General features: G+C 61.9%; 13 protein-coding genes and 1 tRNA gene. 7 read left to right on the top strand and 7 right to left on the bottom strand.

The window, feature by feature from the left end; translation table 11 throughout:
• Position 1: 1 nt before the first annotated feature.
• Positions 2 to 1,492: an amidohydrolase family protein gene (locus tag ACVWVY_RS12400; RefSeq protein WP_456626633.1), complete on the bottom strand. Its 1,491-nt coding sequence runs from the start codon at positions 1,490 to 1,492 to the stop codon at positions 2 to 4.
• Positions 1,493 to 1,820: 328 nt separating this feature from the next.
• On the opposite strand from ACVWVY_RS12400, the gene ACVWVY_RS12395 reads away from it, so the two are divergent.
• The 4 genes from ACVWVY_RS12395 (at position 1,821) to ACVWVY_RS12380 (ending at position 4,747) form a co-directional block, all read left to right on the top strand.
• Positions 1,821 to 2,843, top strand: a complete 1,023-nt coding sequence (locus ACVWVY_RS12395; protein ID WP_456626632.1) for an LLM class flavin-dependent oxidoreductase — start codon at positions 1,821 to 1,823, stop codon at positions 2,841 to 2,843.
• Positions 2,844 to 2,920: 77 nt separating this feature from the next.
• The gene (locus ACVWVY_RS12390; protein ID WP_456626631.1) at positions 2,921 to 3,547 is read left to right on the top strand and encodes a hypothetical protein; all 627 of its coding nucleotides are present in this window, start codon (positions 2,921 to 2,923) and stop codon (positions 3,545 to 3,547) included.
• A 415-nt stretch (positions 3,548 to 3,962) separates the two neighbouring features.
• Positions 3,963 to 4,484, top strand: a complete 522-nt coding sequence (locus ACVWVY_RS12385) for a hypothetical protein (protein WP_456626630.1) — start codon at positions 3,963 to 3,965, stop codon at positions 4,482 to 4,484.
• A 26-nt stretch (positions 4,485 to 4,510) separates the two neighbouring features.
• Positions 4,511 to 4,747: an HGGxSTG domain-containing protein gene (locus tag ACVWVY_RS12380; protein WP_456632183.1), complete on the top strand. Its 237-nt coding sequence runs from the start codon at positions 4,511 to 4,513 to the stop codon at positions 4,745 to 4,747.
• A gap of 26 nt (positions 4,748 to 4,773) precedes the next feature.
• On the opposite strand, the gene ACVWVY_RS12375 is transcribed toward ACVWVY_RS12380, so the two are convergent.
• Together ACVWVY_RS12375 and ACVWVY_RS12370 are read right to left on the bottom strand one after the other, a co-directional pair.
• A complete protein-coding gene (locus ACVWVY_RS12375) occupies positions 4,774 to 5,151 on the bottom strand; it encodes an addiction module antidote protein (protein WP_456626629.1) in 378 nt (125 codons plus the stop codon).
• Positions 5,148 to 5,453, bottom strand: coding sequence for a type II toxin-antitoxin system RelE/ParE family toxin (locus ACVWVY_RS12370; protein ID WP_456626628.1), 306 nt, complete (start codon positions 5,451 to 5,453; stop codon positions 5,148 to 5,150). The genes ACVWVY_RS12375 and ACVWVY_RS12370 overlap by 4 nt, the downstream gene beginning before the upstream one ends.
• Before the next feature lie 355 nt (positions 5,454 to 5,808).
• On the opposite strand from ACVWVY_RS12370, the gene ACVWVY_RS12365 reads away from it, so the two are divergent.
• Positions 5,809 to 6,942 carry a hypothetical protein gene (locus tag ACVWVY_RS12365; protein WP_456626627.1) on the top strand — a complete coding sequence of 378 codons (1,134 nt, stop codon included), beginning with the start codon at positions 5,809 to 5,811 and terminating at the stop codon, positions 6,940 to 6,942.
• Positions 6,943 to 7,205: 263 nt separating this feature from the next.
• Here the strand turns inward: ACVWVY_RS12365 and ACVWVY_RS12360 are convergent, their stop codons facing one another.
• From ACVWVY_RS12360 to ACVWVY_RS12345, 4 genes are all read right to left on the bottom strand, one after another.
• Positions 7,206 to 7,622 (bottom strand): hypothetical protein, encoded by a 417-nt coding sequence (locus ACVWVY_RS12360; RefSeq protein WP_456626626.1) that lies wholly within the window; start codon positions 7,620 to 7,622, stop codon positions 7,206 to 7,208.
• A gap of 385 nt (positions 7,623 to 8,007) precedes the next feature.
• A complete protein-coding gene (locus tag ACVWVY_RS12355; RefSeq protein ID WP_456632182.1) occupies positions 8,008 to 10,794 on the bottom strand; it encodes a UPF0182 family membrane protein in 2,787 nt (928 codons plus the stop codon).
• Positions 10,795 to 11,088: 294 nt separating this feature from the next.
• Positions 11,089 to 11,163: transfer RNA gene (locus tag ACVWVY_RS12350), tRNA-Glu, on the bottom strand.
• A gap of 132 nt (positions 11,164 to 11,295) precedes the next feature.
• Positions 11,296 to 11,634: a hypothetical protein gene (locus tag ACVWVY_RS12345; protein WP_456626625.1), complete on the bottom strand. Its 339-nt coding sequence runs from the start codon at positions 11,632 to 11,634 to the stop codon at positions 11,296 to 11,298.
• On the opposite strand from ACVWVY_RS12345, the gene ACVWVY_RS12340 reads away from it, so the two are divergent.
• Both ACVWVY_RS12340 and rpoH read left to right on the top strand, forming a co-directional pair.
• Positions 11,633 to 12,673: an RluA family pseudouridine synthase gene (locus tag ACVWVY_RS12340; protein ID WP_456626624.1), complete on the top strand. Its 1,041-nt coding sequence runs from the start codon at positions 11,633 to 11,635 to the stop codon at positions 12,671 to 12,673. The genes ACVWVY_RS12345 and ACVWVY_RS12340 overlap by 2 nt on opposite strands.
• 214 nt (positions 12,674 to 12,887) lie before the next feature.
• Positions 12,888 to 13,787: an RNA polymerase sigma factor RpoH gene (rpoH, locus tag ACVWVY_RS12335; RefSeq protein ID WP_456626623.1), complete on the top strand. Its 900-nt coding sequence runs from the start codon at positions 12,888 to 12,890 to the stop codon at positions 13,785 to 13,787.
• The last annotated feature ends 100 nt before the right edge of the window (positions 13,788 to 13,887 follow it).

The following is a 13,887-nucleotide window of genomic DNA, read 5'->3' as shown; positions in this document are numbered from 1 at the left end:
ATCAGCTCTCGACAACGGGCCGGCGCACCGGCCGGCCGGGCCTTGCCGCCACGTCCAGCACGCCATCCGATATCAGCGGCTGGCCGCTGACCACCAGATGCCGCACGCCTTCTGCCGGACGGTTCATCGCCGAGAACGTCGCCCGGTCGGTCAGCGCCTCGAAATCGAACACGACAAGGTCGGCATCCGCGTCCGGCTGCAGCCTGCCCTTGGCGCGCATGGCGGGCGTGCTGTGGGAAAGGATCTCCGCCGGGATCAGGGCGCATTTGCGGACGCCTTCCAGCAGCGACAGCTTCTTGCGCTCACGCACCCACTCGCGGATGAAGCGGGTGAAGCAGCCCGCCGAACGCGGATGCGAGGTGGCGTCATCCGGCAGCGGCCAGGCGTCGCCGGTGTAAGCGCGGCCGTCCGACAGCGTCCAGGGCATCGCGTCGGAGGCGATCGCGCCGCCAGGATACAGCACCGAGATGTCCAGGAGGTCGCGGTGGTGCGGATTGTTCTCGGTATCCAGGATATGCCACAGCACCAGCGTGGAAGGCTCCTCCGCCTGCGCCGCGAGCAATTCCTTGCGGTCGCGGAAGCGCCGCCCGTCGGTCACGCGCTGCACGGAATCGTAGCCTAGTCCATTGCGCGCCTCGAACTCGGGATCGCTGAAGAAGGCCGCCGCCAGCACCGTCGAGCCGGTGCCGTAGGGATAGGCCTCCACCGTGATCGGCAGGCCCTGCGCCTGCGCCTTGGCGATCAGCACCGCGCAACGCTCCACGTCCGTCTTGCTGGAAGAGTTGAAGTGGCAGATGTGCATGTGCGCGCCGGTGGCGCCGGCATAGCCGATCAGGCGGATATAGGCTTCCGCAGCGCTTTCCGGATCGATGCGGGACATGTAGGCGACGTGGGTGAAGGTCGCGACATCATGCGACGCCGCCAATTGGCACACCGCGGTCAGCTCCTGCACGCCTGCGCCCGGGGCATAGGCGTTGAGGATGCCGATTCCGATGCCGCCCTCGTTCAATCCAATGGCAAGGCGGTCGAGAATGCCGGCCACCTCGGTATCGCTGGCGACGTTGTCGATCCAGCGGCGATCGCGCATGGCGTTGCCGAACGCCTCCAGCGAGCTTTCGGCATTCGAGCCGGTCATCGCGCCGATGCGCGCAAAGGCCCAGTTGGCGGCGGCGCCGTAGTTCAGCACGCGTCCCTTCGCGGCCTGGCGCCGATACCAGGATGCGACCGGCAAGACGCCCGCCTCGAGGTCGAGCGTCGTCGTCACCCCGTCGAACGCCTGCATGCGGTCGGCCGGGAGCGACTGCCCATGCGCATGCAGGTCGATGAAGCCGGGCGCCACCACGAGGCCAGTCGCGTCGATCACCCGTTCGGCGCTGCCGAGCCCGGTGCCGACAGCGGAGATCCGGCCATCCACGACGGCCACATCGCCAATGGCGTCCATCCCGCTTGCCGGATCCACCACCCGGCCGCCACTGATTATCAAGTTAGTCATGTCACCACTCTCCACACCGGGCCTTCAGGTCTGGCAGTGTCCCGATTAAAATATCGAAAACAACCCCATGCAAAGTAGCCCTGGGGTCGACGGCCTGCATACGCGAGGCGGCCTCAAAGACCTTTTTTGACATGTCGGGCAAATCAGCGGCAGTATTCCATCATCGCACCCCTGCCCGACTATGGCCTGCCGTTCCCAGCGAGCTTTCTGCGTTGGAGCCCGGCAATCCCGTCCATCCGCGCCAGGTTGCTCAGCCCGTAAAGAAGCTCGCTTTCGCGGCTTGACGGTGCGAGGACACGTCAACAGCGACAGCTACGGATACACGCGAATGAAGAAGATCGGCTTTCTCTCGTTCGGGCATTGGACGCCTTCGCCGCAATCGCAGACCCGCTCGGCCGCGGACACGCTGCTGCAATCGATCGACCTCGCCGTCGCCGCCGAGGAACTGGGTGCGGACGGAGCCTATTTTCGCGTCCATCATTTTGCCCGCCAGCTTGCCTCGCCCTTTCCGCTGCTGGCGGCCGTCGGCGCCAGGACGAGCCGTATCGAGATCGGCACGGCCGTGATCGACATGCGCTACGAGAACCCGCTCTACATGGTCGAGGATGCGGGTGCCGCGGATCTCATCGCCGGTGGACGGCTGCAGCTCGGCATCAGCCGCGGTTCGCCCGAGCAGGTGATCGATGGTTGGAAGTATTTCGGCTATCGCCCTGGCGAGGGTCAAACCGACGGCGACATGGGGCGCCGCCACGCGGAAATCTTCCTCGACCTGTTGCGTGGCGAGGGCTTTGCGCAACCGAACCCGCAGCCGATGTTTCCCAATCCACCCGGCTTGCTTCGCCTCGAGCCGCATTCGGAAGGCTTGCGCGAGCGCATCTGGTGGGGCGCCGGCTCGAACGCCACCGCGGTCTGGGCAGCCAAGCTCGGGATGAACCTGCAAAGCTCGACGCTCAAGAACGATGAAACCGGGGAGCCTTTCCATGTGCAGCAGGCCACGCAAATCCGCGCGTACCGCGCCGCCTGGAAAGAGGCGGGCCACAAGCGCGAGCCGCGGGTCTCGGTCAGCCGCAGCATTTTCGCGCTCATCGAAGATCGCGACCGCGCCTATTTCGGCAATGGCGGCGAGAGCGAAGACCAGGTGGGATTCATCGACCCGCGGACCCGGGCGATCTTCGGCCGAAGCTATGCCGCCGAGCCGGAGGTGCTGATCGAGCAGCTAAGGCAGGACGAAGCGATCGCCGAGGCGGACACCTTGCTGCTGACGGTGCCCAACCAACTGGGCGTCGCCTACAACGTGCATGCGATCGAAGCCATCCTGACCCACATCGCGCCTGCCTTGGGGTGGCGCTGACATGTCTTAGACGTACGTTAAGAAAACGTGCGGTAACTTGATCTCAGGGCTGGCGGGCGACGCGCCAGGGGGACCCTATGTCATTTGCAATTCGCGGCAGGCATCTCTCGATGCTTGGCCTGCTCACGGCCATCTTTGCGGCCGGCTGCGCTTCATTCACGACATACGGCAACGGTATTCTAAAGGGGCGCGTGCTTGTCCTGTGGGACCGGCAAGACGAGTTCATTTATATCAAGGGATCGAACCCTGTCAGTTTCCGGCCATCGTTCTTCAAGGGCAGCGACAACATCGTTCCTGAAACGATGTACACCGACGGCGGGTCTGTTCCTCAGATATTCTGGGGCATTCCGGGACTGTCTCCCTGGGCATTGGGACCGGCGTACATCATCCATGACTGGATTTTTCTGGTTCATCGGTGTGATTTGCCGGCACCGCCGGAAGTAAAAGCAATCACCTTCGACCAGTCAGCACAGATATTGGCGGAGGTCGGAAAATCGCTGGTGGACGCGGGCCTGATCAAGGACAACAAGCTCGAGGAAATCGTTTGGGCCGTCCGCACCAAATACGCTCTGAGTCTATGGGAGGGGCGACCGACGCCAAAGGAATGTGAAACTCCCGTCGTCACGACGGCCGCACGAAAACGGCTCGGCCTGCGTCAGTCACAAACCATCGTAGATTTCGTTATTCCGCCACCAAGGCGATGACAGTCCGACGCGGCTGCATCCGAAATGGTGCAGCCGCGTCGGTCGAGAGCCAGCGGCCGCCGCCATCCGAAAAGGCAACTTGACTCGTCGGGCAAATCAGCGGCATTCCTTCATCATTCCGCAATCTTGTAAACGCCCCCTCGCCCCGCAATAGCGGGCGCGTCGTTATGATTGCGGCTCAAACCCTCATCCCCAATTGAAATTGCAGGGATCACCGCGGCGAACGATCGCCTGCGCGTGGCCGAACCGCGCGCGTTTCCTAGGGAATCTCGACATGAACACCGCTCCTGAACTCACGATGTCAACGACAACAGCTGCAACTGAGCAGACCAAAGCTGCCGCAGCCCCGCGAATAAAGCTTCTGTCGCACGGATTCTCCATCGACCATCCAGACCCTGAAATCGGCGAACAGCTCATGGCTGATACACTGGGGGTCGCCGATCGCGAAGCGATGCATGGCATTATCAGACAATTGGTGAAGGCCAGCGTGAGCGGCGAGAGTCCCGACGAGGTCAACCTCGCTTTCATGATTTCGATGGTGAAGAGCATCAAGCCCCGGGATGCCGTCGAGGCCATGCTGGTGGCGCAGATGGTTTCGGTTCACGTGATGGCGATGCGATGCGCCCATCACCTCGCCAATGCCGACGATCTCGCTCAGCACGACAGCGCCGCCCGCGCCTTGGGCAGGCTCGCCCGCACGTTTCCCATCCAGATCGAGGCGCTCAACCGCTACCGCAGCCATGGCGAGCCCACCATCACCGTGCAGAACGTGTCGGTAGGCGACGGCGGCAAGGCCATTGTCGGCAACGTCACGCAGCATGCGCGCGTGATCGTATCGGACAAGAACCCGGCATCCGCGGCGCGGAAGGCGCCGAAGGGCTCGGGCTCCAGGCGAAAGCGCGAGTCCGCCGAGACCAAGCGGGAAGCACAAGCTTGAGCGATCACATCAGAAATATCGGCCCGATGCTGACGAGCCGACGTTGTGGCGCCAAAACCCGTTGGGGCGCCGCGTGCCGCTCGCCGGCGGTGAGCGGCAGGAAACGCTGCCGCATGCACGGCGGCGCACCGGGATCCGGCGCGCCAAAGGCAAACCGGAACGCGCGCAAGCACGGCCTGTTCACCAGGGATGCGATCGCCGAGCGAAGGCAGATTCAGGCATTGTTGGGTGAAGCGCGGAAGCTGCTGGAAGAGATGAAGTGATTGGCTTTCGCAGCCTCGCTCGCCACCTACGCCGCGGTCAACTTGCGAGCCCTCTTCGCTCGCACCGGCAACCTGCTTTCGACTGAAAACCCGACATTCAGCGCCCGCATGATGGTGGCAATCGTTTCGAAACGCGGCTTGGCACCCGGTGCCAGCGTCTTGTAGAGGCTTTCCCGGCCGAGACCGGACGCCTTCGCGACCTCCGCCATGCCGCGCGCCTTGGCCACGTCACCAAGCGCCTTGAGCAATACGCCGGGGTTTTCGTCGCGGGCAGCGAGCGAAAGATATTCCGCAATCGCTTCCTCACTATCGAGATAGTCAGCGACCTCGAATGGCGCGTATGTGACCTTTGCTTTTGCCTTCGCGTTTTCCTTGACGTTTGCCTTGGCTTTGGCCTTCTTCATCGCCCGCTCTCCTTCAATTCCCTCGCCATGCGCTTTGCCCTGGCGATATCGCGGCGCTGGCTGGACTTGTCGCCACCGCAAAGCAGCACATAGACGGCGGCACCATGACGCACGAAATAGATACGGAATCCCGGACCATGATGGATACGCATTTCCGAGACGCCTTCGCCTACCGGCTCGCAATCCCCGAAATTGCCCAGGGACGCTTGCGACAGCCGGTGCAGTATCCGCGCCTTGGTCTTCTGATCTTTCAAGCCATTCAGCCAATCGGAAAAGACAGATGACCGAATGAGCGTGTTCATGGCCGAATGTATCTAATTGGATACAATCTGTCAAGAAGATGCCGCGTACAGGCTACATTCCGCTTTGGGCTCCAGACTGCGCGCCGATGTGCGGGAGCAGTCGGTCGAACGCGCATCAGCATTCTCGGGATGTTCTCAGGGACCGCTTTCTCGCCCCCCGTCGTGTCGTCGGCGCGATGCGCAGGATTGTCGCCCGTGTGGCGCCGCCGCCACTATGACCCCACGATTTTGCCATACGCATCGTGTTGTTCGTCCGCACGACCCTTCCCGTCAGGCTGGCCTTCGGAAACAAGACATGGGCGGTGATTTCATTGGCGGCTGGCGTGCAGGTAGCGGCAGGAGAACGGCACGGCAAATGAAACCCGGGCGGTACAGCGCGAAGGTGCTTGCTTGCGGCTCATGGCTGCTCTCGTGTGTCATCGTCGCTGGCATGGCGACGCAAACGGCATTGGCGGAAACAGCCACGCCGGCCGCGACAGGCGTCGCTGATACCGAAAAAGAACAGAGTGGGCCTGGCGCCGCGCAAGCATCCCGCACGCAGAGGTCGGAACCCGAAACAGTCCTGCGGCAGAATGAGGTGCAGAAGCCGGCGCCGGAAGCTGCCGTTCAAATGCCGGACGCCCGGAAATCGAGCCCCGAGGCCAAGAATTCAGAGGTCAAGGATTTACCTGTACCCCAGCTCGTCCTGCCGGGCGATCTGGCGAAGAAGATCGGCCAGAAGATCTGGCTGAACGAAACAGGCGGAAGAATTGATGCGATCACGTCATGGAGTGCGAACGAGGAATTCGCTTCCCTAGGGATCGGTCATTTCATCTGGTTTCCTGTCGGCAAATGGCTGCCCTACGAAGAGAGCTTTCCGGCCCTGCTCGAATTCATGCGCAAGAAGAACGTGCGTTTGCCCGCCTGGCTGGACCAGACGCAGATTCCGGCCAACCCGTGGACAAGCCGGGCCGAGTTCAGGAAGGACGCCAACTCACCGCAGATGAAGGAGTTGAGGCAATTTCTGCTCGACACCACGGCGGAGCAGACGCAATTCATGATGGCGCGGGCGCAGGGTGCGATGGAGAAGATCCTCAAGACGACGCCCGGTGGCACGGAGCGCGAACATATCGTTACCCAGTTCACGCGCGTCGTTCGCGCCTCCGAAAATCTTTATCCGCTGATCGACTACATCAATTTCAAGGGCGAAGGCACCAACCCGAACGAAGCCGCCATGAACCGGGAGACCGGGCGGCGGCAGGGTTGGGGTGTCAAGCAGGTGCTGCTCAGGATGAACGGCGATGCCAGCGATCCGAAGGCCGTGCGCGCCGAATTCGCCGATGCGGCGCAGTTCGTCCTGCAGCAGCGGGTTCGCAACCTTCCATCCAACCGCGTCTTCGAGGTCGGCTGGCTGCGCCGCGTCGCGACCTACCGCCGCCCGATCGCGGATCCGGAATCGAGCCCCGAACGGGCCCTGAGGAAATCGTTGCGAGTGACGGCGGCGCGATAGCTTTCCGATGAAGGGGACAGTTGCCGTTTTTGCGTGTGCGTGAAGCTGATTGTCCCGCGACGTTCGTCAGGCAATCGCGGGCTGCGCCTCGCTGACGTCAGCCTTTGGCCCTCTTCGCCATCACCTTCTCATAGGCCGCCTGCAGCCGTTCGCCTACGCTTGGGCCGGTTCGACGCTTCGGTTTCAAGCCGAGATGGATCTCGCGCAGCTCGTCCATCAGGACCATCCCCCGGATGTCGCTGCGCTCATCCGGGCTACGCTTGCTAGCGCGAGTTCGTTGGAGCTACAGGCCTGGAGCCGCTCGAAGCAAACGCGTTTCTAACGGTAGACGCCAACTTCACCCAAGTACACGACAACGAGCCTTCTATCATGCACGACTCCAACCTCGACCGCTTTGGACGGCGCAGGTTGGGCATCGACAATGCGAGGACGCGAGGCTCTTCGGCGACCGGCTGTTGAAGTTCGGCCAAAGCTGCTTCGCGACGTTGCACATCAAGAAAGCGCTTATACTCCGCATAAATCCGTGCGTGCTCGTTCGCGGTCGGGTTCGGACCAGCGATATCGAAGCTGCGGTACTGGAATAGATCGTAATAGGCATAACCTCCACCCATCTTTCGGCGGCCGGCAAAGCGGGCGCCGCAATCCATAATCCGCGCGACGTGCTCGGCGCCCAAAAACATCCTTCGGCTCCACTCCGCACATTCCTCAAAGTCGCTCCCAATTGCGGACGAAGGGACGCTTAGCCTCAGCGTGGCAATCACAAGTGCTGTCACCGCAACAAAAGTTGCAGGAAACCTTTTTGGCTTGGGCCGCGCCGCAAACATGCCAAAATATCTTCCCCGTTGAGTCGCAATTACAACGTTTAGGGAATTTTTCGCCTCAATCCTGTGGCGCGCGAGTCACAGCAAGCTTTTTTAAGTGGACCGTTGGGTTCCCTGCGTGCATCCGAGGAGGCAGCGGCAGCATTGCTCAAAATGGCAAAAACAACTTTCCGATCCCGACTTCGCGGCCGGGCTTGTGCAAGCCGCCGCCGGTCGGAGGCAGCGCTGGACTGAAAGTTCGGGCCTAGTGGCCGGTGGAGCGTCGGTCCATTTCCTCCAGGAGCTCGCGCATTGCATCGAACTGCGTGCCGAAGCCTTTCCAATCTCCGGACTTCAATCGCTCCACGGCTTGATTGTAGCGATCAAGCGCCTCTCGTGCCTGACTTGCCGCCGGGCCTGTGGCGGGCCTCTCCTCTGTCGAAGTTGAAGCTGCAGGCGCAGCGCCGGGCTCGATGAACAGTGCTGACAGGGCCTCGGCGAGCGTCTCCTTCATCACCACATGTTCGCCGTAGGCTGCGATCACGCGCTTCAACTCCGGCAGGTGTCCGTGCTCCGCCCGCAAATAGAGCGGCGTTACATAAAGGATCGAGTTCTCGATCGGGATCACAAGCAAGTTCGCACCGCGTATCACCCGCGAGCCCATCTGATTCCACAGCGTGATTTGTTGGGATATCTCGGTGCTCTGATTGATCCGTGCTTCGATCTGGAATGGTCCGTAGACGAGCTTCTCCTTGGGAAACTCGTAGACGATCAGCTTGCCGTAGTCAGGTGCGTCACAACGCGCAGCGAGCCACGCGATCATGTTGTCGCGGTGGCTCGGCACCATGGGGAGCATGAGGAAGAACTCGGCCTGCGGCTCACCGGGCAGCCGCATGATGATGTAATACGGGGCCATCGTTGCGATGCCGCCGCCGCCCGGCTGGCGCGGGAACTGCCAGAGATCCTCGCGATTGTAGAAAACGTCGGCCGCCTCCATGTGGTAGGTCTGATACAGCTGCGCCTGAATCAGGAACAGGTCCTCCGGATAGCGAATGTGCTTCTGCAGGTCGGCCGGCATGGCCGAGAACGGCCTGAACAAGTTCGGAAAGATGCGCTGGTAGGTCGCGGCGACCGGGTCGCCGGCGTCCATCAGATAAAAGTCGACGGTTCCATTATAGGCATCGACGATGACCTTTACTGAATTGCGAATGTAGTTGATATCCACGTCTTGGGCCGGCTGCGCAGAGGGGAAATAGGAACTCGTCGTGTAGGCGTCCTGCATCCAGAACATCCGCCCATCGCTGATGACCAGATAGGGATCGTGGTCGAGCCTGAGGAACGGAGCGATCGTTCGTACCCGTTGCTGGATATTGCGGCGGATCATGATCCGGCTGTCGGTGGTGATGTAACTTGAGAGCAGCAGGTTTGGGTCGTTGAAGTAAAAAGCAAACAGGCCTCTCCACACCATCGCTCCTATCGGAATGCCACCCGTGCCGTCATAAGCCACGTAGACATTGTCTTTTCCCTTCGGATAGTCGAACTCAGGTGTGCTCCCCTTGACGATGACGTAGCTGTCGCGCTCTTCGCCGTAGTAGATGCGCGGTTCATGGATCTGGGGGCCTCCGTCGGCGACAGGAGGAATGTCGCGCAAATAGAAGAATGGCAGCCCTTCGCTACTCTTGCGGGTGACCGGGCTCATTACCGCGCCGGTGCCGTGAGTAAACAGCACGTGGCGGTTGACCCATGTCTGGGCATTCGGCGGCAGCAAGGAGGGCCGCAGTTCGCGAGCCGAAATCATTACGCTTTGGTAGGAGCCATCGAGCCAGTAGCGATCAACGTCAAGATGATGGAATTTGTAGTAAGTGCGGATCTCTTGCAGCTGCGCATAGGTGTCCGACAAGGGCATCCAGTCCCACAGCCTGATATTCTCGATTGTCGCCTTGTTGGCGTCGAGCGCTTTGAAGGTAAGCTTCTGTTCGGCGGCAAAGGGCTTGGCTGCGATCTTATCGAGATTGTACGCCTGCCGGGTGAGCGCGATGTTGCGTTCGATGTAGGGCTTCTCCAGCTCCAACTCGCTTGGTTTGACGAAGAACTGCCGGAACAGCACGGGGACTGCGCCGGACAGCACGAAAGAGCCGATGACGACAAGCATGACCGCGGCGGCAGGAAGCCGGTAGGTCCTCACCCGCAGGTTTGCCAACGCAGCAAACGCCGCGCTGATCGACAGCCCGATCATCAGCCACAGGCCCGGCAGCCCCACATGCACATCGGTGTAACTGGCGCCGACGACGACGCCGTTGTCGCCATAGAGCAGCAGATAACGGTCGAGAACGTACGACCAGACCTTCACGACGAAGAGGAGAGCGAGCAGCGCCGAGCCGTGAGCGATTGCTGTCGGCGACATCGACCGATGATGAATGTCGTACTCGATGTCGCCGTGCACCCAGTAGATCGCTGCGGCAAAAAGCCCGCTCAGAACGAGTGTGAGCAGCATCCAGTTCTTGACGAGGATATAGGCCGGCAGCACGAAGAGGTAGAAACTGATGTCCTTGTTGAAGAGCGGATCGTCTGCACCATAGGGAACGTGATAGAAAAACTGCAGGATGGTGCCCCAATTGCCCACTTCTCCCACAGCAACCAGCAGAGCGAGCAAACCTGCACCGCCCGCGATGACCCGGGACCATGGCAGCCGATCGCGCACGACCGCCAGCAGGTCGGGCGGCGGCGCATTGCCCGCAAAATCCCACACGAAGATCGCGACAGATTGTGTCGGCTGCCGTCGGGCCAAACGCACCGCGAGCCATCCGTTCAACCAAAGGACGACCGCAGTTCCGGTCCAGACTGCAAAAAGGACGATGGCTTTAGCGCCGATTGTTGTCCAAAAAACCTGCAGATAACCGATCGAGGAAAACCACAGCCAGTCAACCAGGAAATCGCTCGCGAGCCAGAGCAGGATCAGGCAAATCCCGGCGAAGACGGCCGCAATGATGAACCCTACCACGGCGCTTTGCCTTGGTACCTTCCGCTCGGGTCCGGTAATCCCGATCGTCATGGTTTGATCATAGCGGAAATGAGGGACGCCTGCCGCTTGATTCGTGGTCGGGATTGCGTGGCAAAGCGGGGCGCGGATGCTCGAAGCTCCGTCGCCGGGACCGCGCAACGAGTGAAGCTGTTTCGTACTTTTGGGCGCAGGGCCGGACCCGCCGATCCTTCCGTCAGCGCGTATTCCGATGCCAACTTATGCAGGCGGCGCTTAAGTTGATGCCTGGGCCATGGCGGAAACCCACTGACATTGACGGCATCCGTGCCGCCATGGGTTCGAAGCTTTGTTCAAAGCGGCGGCAAATGGCGCTCCCTAGGGGAATCGAACCCCTGTTTCAGCCTTGAGAGGGCCGCGTCCTAACCGCTAGACGAAGGGAGCGTACGGGAGAGGGAATAGCCGCGAAATGTGCGGTGGGCAAGGCACGTCTGAGGGCCTGCTGCCAATTGGGTAAACCTGTTGCTTGGCGTACCCGCCCCAGGCCCGGGGCACTTTAAGCCGAGCGCGCAGGCTTCAGGGTTCGCTGACGAATTTGAGCTTTCCGGCCGGTTTCAGCGTCTTGGCGTCGAAGGTGCGGATTTCGGTCACCCCGCTTATATCCAGCGTCAGCACCAGCCGCTCGCCGGCGACCGCCGTCGAGACGATGCGGGCACCCTTGGGCAGGGTTGCGATAATGTCCGCGCTGGCTGCCGCGGGGCTTCCCTCGCCACGGTAAAGACGGTACCCGACGGCGATCAGGACCACGGCCACCGCCAGCGCCGAGGTCAGGCCCGCGATCAGCATCATCCGCCGCACCCGCGCCATCAGCGCGGCCTGCTCGGGGGTCGGTTCGGGCGCAACGGTATCGGTCATGCAAGGCTCTCAACAAGGCGCGTCATTGGAACAAGGCTCATCTAACGGCGGTCAAAGGCTTGAGGTCACCGTCGGCGGCGACGAGGGATCGCCCCGCCTCGACCGCGTGCTCGCGGTGCTCCGCCCCGAACTGTCGCGCTCGCGGCTGAAGGCGCTGATTCTGGCCGGTTCCGTCACCGCCAAAGGCGCTCCCATCCGCGACCCCGCTTATCATGTCGCCGCCGGAGATTCGATCACAATCGACGTCCCCGAAGCGGTGGCGCCGGAGCCCAAGGGCGAAGACATTGCGCTCGACATTATCTATGAGGACGACGACATCATCGTCATCGACAAGCCGAAAGGGCTGGTCGTCCATCCGGCCGCCGGTCACGAGAGCGGCACGCTGGTCAACGCGCTGATCGCCCATTGCGGCGCGAGCCTTTCCGGCATCGGCGGCGTCCGCCGGCCGGGCATCGTGCACCGGCTCGACAAGGACACGACCGGGCTGATGGTGGTCGCCAAGAACGACCAGGCGCATCAATCGCTGACCGCGCAATTCGCCGATCACGGCCGCACCGGCCCGATGCAGCGCGGCTACATGGCGTTCGTCTGGGGCGTGCCCGGCCGGCAGCGCGGCACGGTCGACGCGCCGATCGACCGGCATCCCTATGCCCGCGAAAAAATGGCGGTGCGCCCGGGCGGACGCGAGGCGGTCACGCATTGGGAATTGCAGGCGGCCTATCAGGGGCGCGACGGCAAGCCGGTCGCCTCGTTTCTCGCCTGCCAGCTCGAGACCGGGCGGACGCATCAGATCCGGGTGCACCTTTCCCATATCGGCCATCCCCTGATGGGCGATGCCGTCTATGGCCCGCACTTCAAGACCAAGGCCGGCCACCTCGGCGCGCAAGGTAAGGAAGCGCTCACCTCGCTCGGCCGGCAGGCCCTGCACGCCTATCTTCTTGCCCTGGAGCACCCCCGAACCGGAGAACTTTTGCATTGGGAGGCGGCTTTGCCTTGGGATTTGCTTCTCCTCCAACGGGCGCTGGAAGCGGCGCAATGACGCAGCCCTTTTAGAAAAGACAAGCTATACCAACAGGTTATGGCTGCCACACGGGGACGTGACGTCAGCATTCCTTCCCTATTTGTTCGTTTTCCGCTATGTTGCACCTGCGCTGAATATCCAGCGCGGAACATCGCAGCCTGGTCGGCTTTAACACAGCGATCACCTGCCGGGCCCGCCGCTATCGGGGGCCTGAACCACTGGAGGGCGCTCAATGGCCCGTACAGCTACGCTGCCGGTTCTCAATGGAGAATCCGGCCTTTCTAGATACCTCGCCGAGATCCGCAAATTTCCGATGCTGGAACCCCAGCAGGAATACATGTTCGCCAAGCGTTGGCGCGAACATGACGATCGCGACGCGGCACATCACCTTGTCACCAGCCATCTCCGGCTCGTGGCCAAGATCGCCATGGGCTATCGCGGCTACGGCTTGCCGATCTCCGAGGTCGTCTCGGAAGGCAATGTCGGCCTGATGCAGGCGGTCAAGCGGTTCGAGCCCGAGAAGGGTTTCCGTCTCGCTACCTACGCCATGTGGTGGATCAAGGCCTCGATTCAAGAGTACATCCTGCGTTCGTGGTCGCTCGTGAAAATGGGAACCACCGCGAACCAGAAGAAGCTGTTCTTCAACCTGCGCAAGGCGAAGAGCAAGATCTCCGCGCTGGACGAGGGCGACCTGCGCCCCGACCAAGTGGCGATCATTGCCAAGCGCCTCGGCGTGACGACTCAGGACGTTGTCGACATGAACCGCCGCCTCGGTGGCGACGCGTCGCTCAACGCACCGATCCGCGACGACGGTGAAGCCGGCGAATGGCAGGACTGGCTGGTCGATAACTCGCCCAACCAGGAAGCCGTGATGGCCGAGCACGAGGAGTTCGATCATCGCCGTCAGGCGCTGAACGGCGCCATCGGTGTGCTCAACCCGCGCGAACGCCGCATCTTCGAGGCGCGGCGCCTGGCGGAAGACCCGATGACGCTGGAAGACCTCGCCGCCGAATTCGGCGTGTCGCGCGAACGCGTGCGGCAGATCGAGGTCCGCGCTTTCGAAAAGGTGCAGTCGGCCGTCAAGGGCACGATTGCCCGCCAGGAAGCGGAAGCGCTCGAAGCCGCGCACTGATCGCGTGGGTCGAGGTAACAGGTAACGAAAGCCGGCGGCAACGCCGGCTTTTTGTTTTGAGCTGTTGTTTTGCAGGAAGCTGTCTCATTACCTCCGCTGT

Source organism: Bradyrhizobium sp. URHC0002 (assembly GCF_054059515.1).
Note: the sequence above shows the minus strand (reverse complement) of the source record. Positions and strands in the feature narration are given on the sequence as shown.

Excerpts from the sequence above, each read along its gene's own strand:
- ACVWVY_RS12400 (WP_456626633.1), bottom strand. The coding sequence starts at position 1,492 with ATGACTAACTTGATAATCAGTGGCGGCCGGGTGGTGGATCCGGCAAGC.
- ACVWVY_RS12395 (WP_456626632.1), top strand. The coding sequence starts at position 1,821 with ATGAAGAAGATCGGCTTTCTCTCGTTCGGGCATTGGACGCCTTCGCCG.
- ACVWVY_RS12390 (WP_456626631.1), top strand. The coding sequence starts at position 2,921 with ATGTCATTTGCAATTCGCGGCAGGCATCTCTCGATGCTTGGCCTGCTC.
- ACVWVY_RS12385 (WP_456626630.1), top strand. The coding sequence starts at position 3,963 with ATGGCTGATACACTGGGGGTCGCCGATCGCGAAGCGATGCATGGCATT.
- ACVWVY_RS12380 (WP_456632183.1), top strand. The coding sequence starts at position 4,511 with ATGCTGACGAGCCGACGTTGTGGCGCCAAAACCCGTTGGGGCGCCGCG.
- ACVWVY_RS12375 (WP_456626629.1), bottom strand. The coding sequence starts at position 5,151 with ATGAAGAAGGCCAAAGCCAAGGCAAACGTCAAGGAAAACGCGAAGGCA.
- ACVWVY_RS12370 (WP_456626628.1), bottom strand. The coding sequence starts at position 5,453 with ATGAACACGCTCATTCGGTCATCTGTCTTTTCCGATTGGCTGAATGGC.
- ACVWVY_RS12365 (WP_456626627.1), top strand. The coding sequence starts at position 5,809 with ATGAAACCCGGGCGGTACAGCGCGAAGGTGCTTGCTTGCGGCTCATGG.
- ACVWVY_RS12360 (WP_456626626.1), bottom strand. The coding sequence starts at position 7,622 with ATGTTTTTGGGCGCCGAGCACGTCGCGCGGATTATGGATTGCGGCGCC.
- ACVWVY_RS12355 (WP_456632182.1), bottom strand. The coding sequence starts at position 10,794 with ATGACGATCGGGATTACCGGACCCGAGCGGAAGGTACCAAGGCAAAGC.
- ACVWVY_RS12340 (WP_456626624.1), top strand. The coding sequence starts at position 11,633 with ATGCAAGGCTCTCAACAAGGCGCGTCATTGGAACAAGGCTCATCTAAC.
- ACVWVY_RS12345 (WP_456626625.1), bottom strand. The coding sequence starts at position 11,634 with ATGACCGATACCGTTGCGCCCGAACCGACCCCCGAGCAGGCCGCGCTG.
- rpoH (WP_456626623.1), top strand. The coding sequence starts at position 12,888 with ATGGCCCGTACAGCTACGCTGCCGGTTCTCAATGGAGAATCCGGCCTT.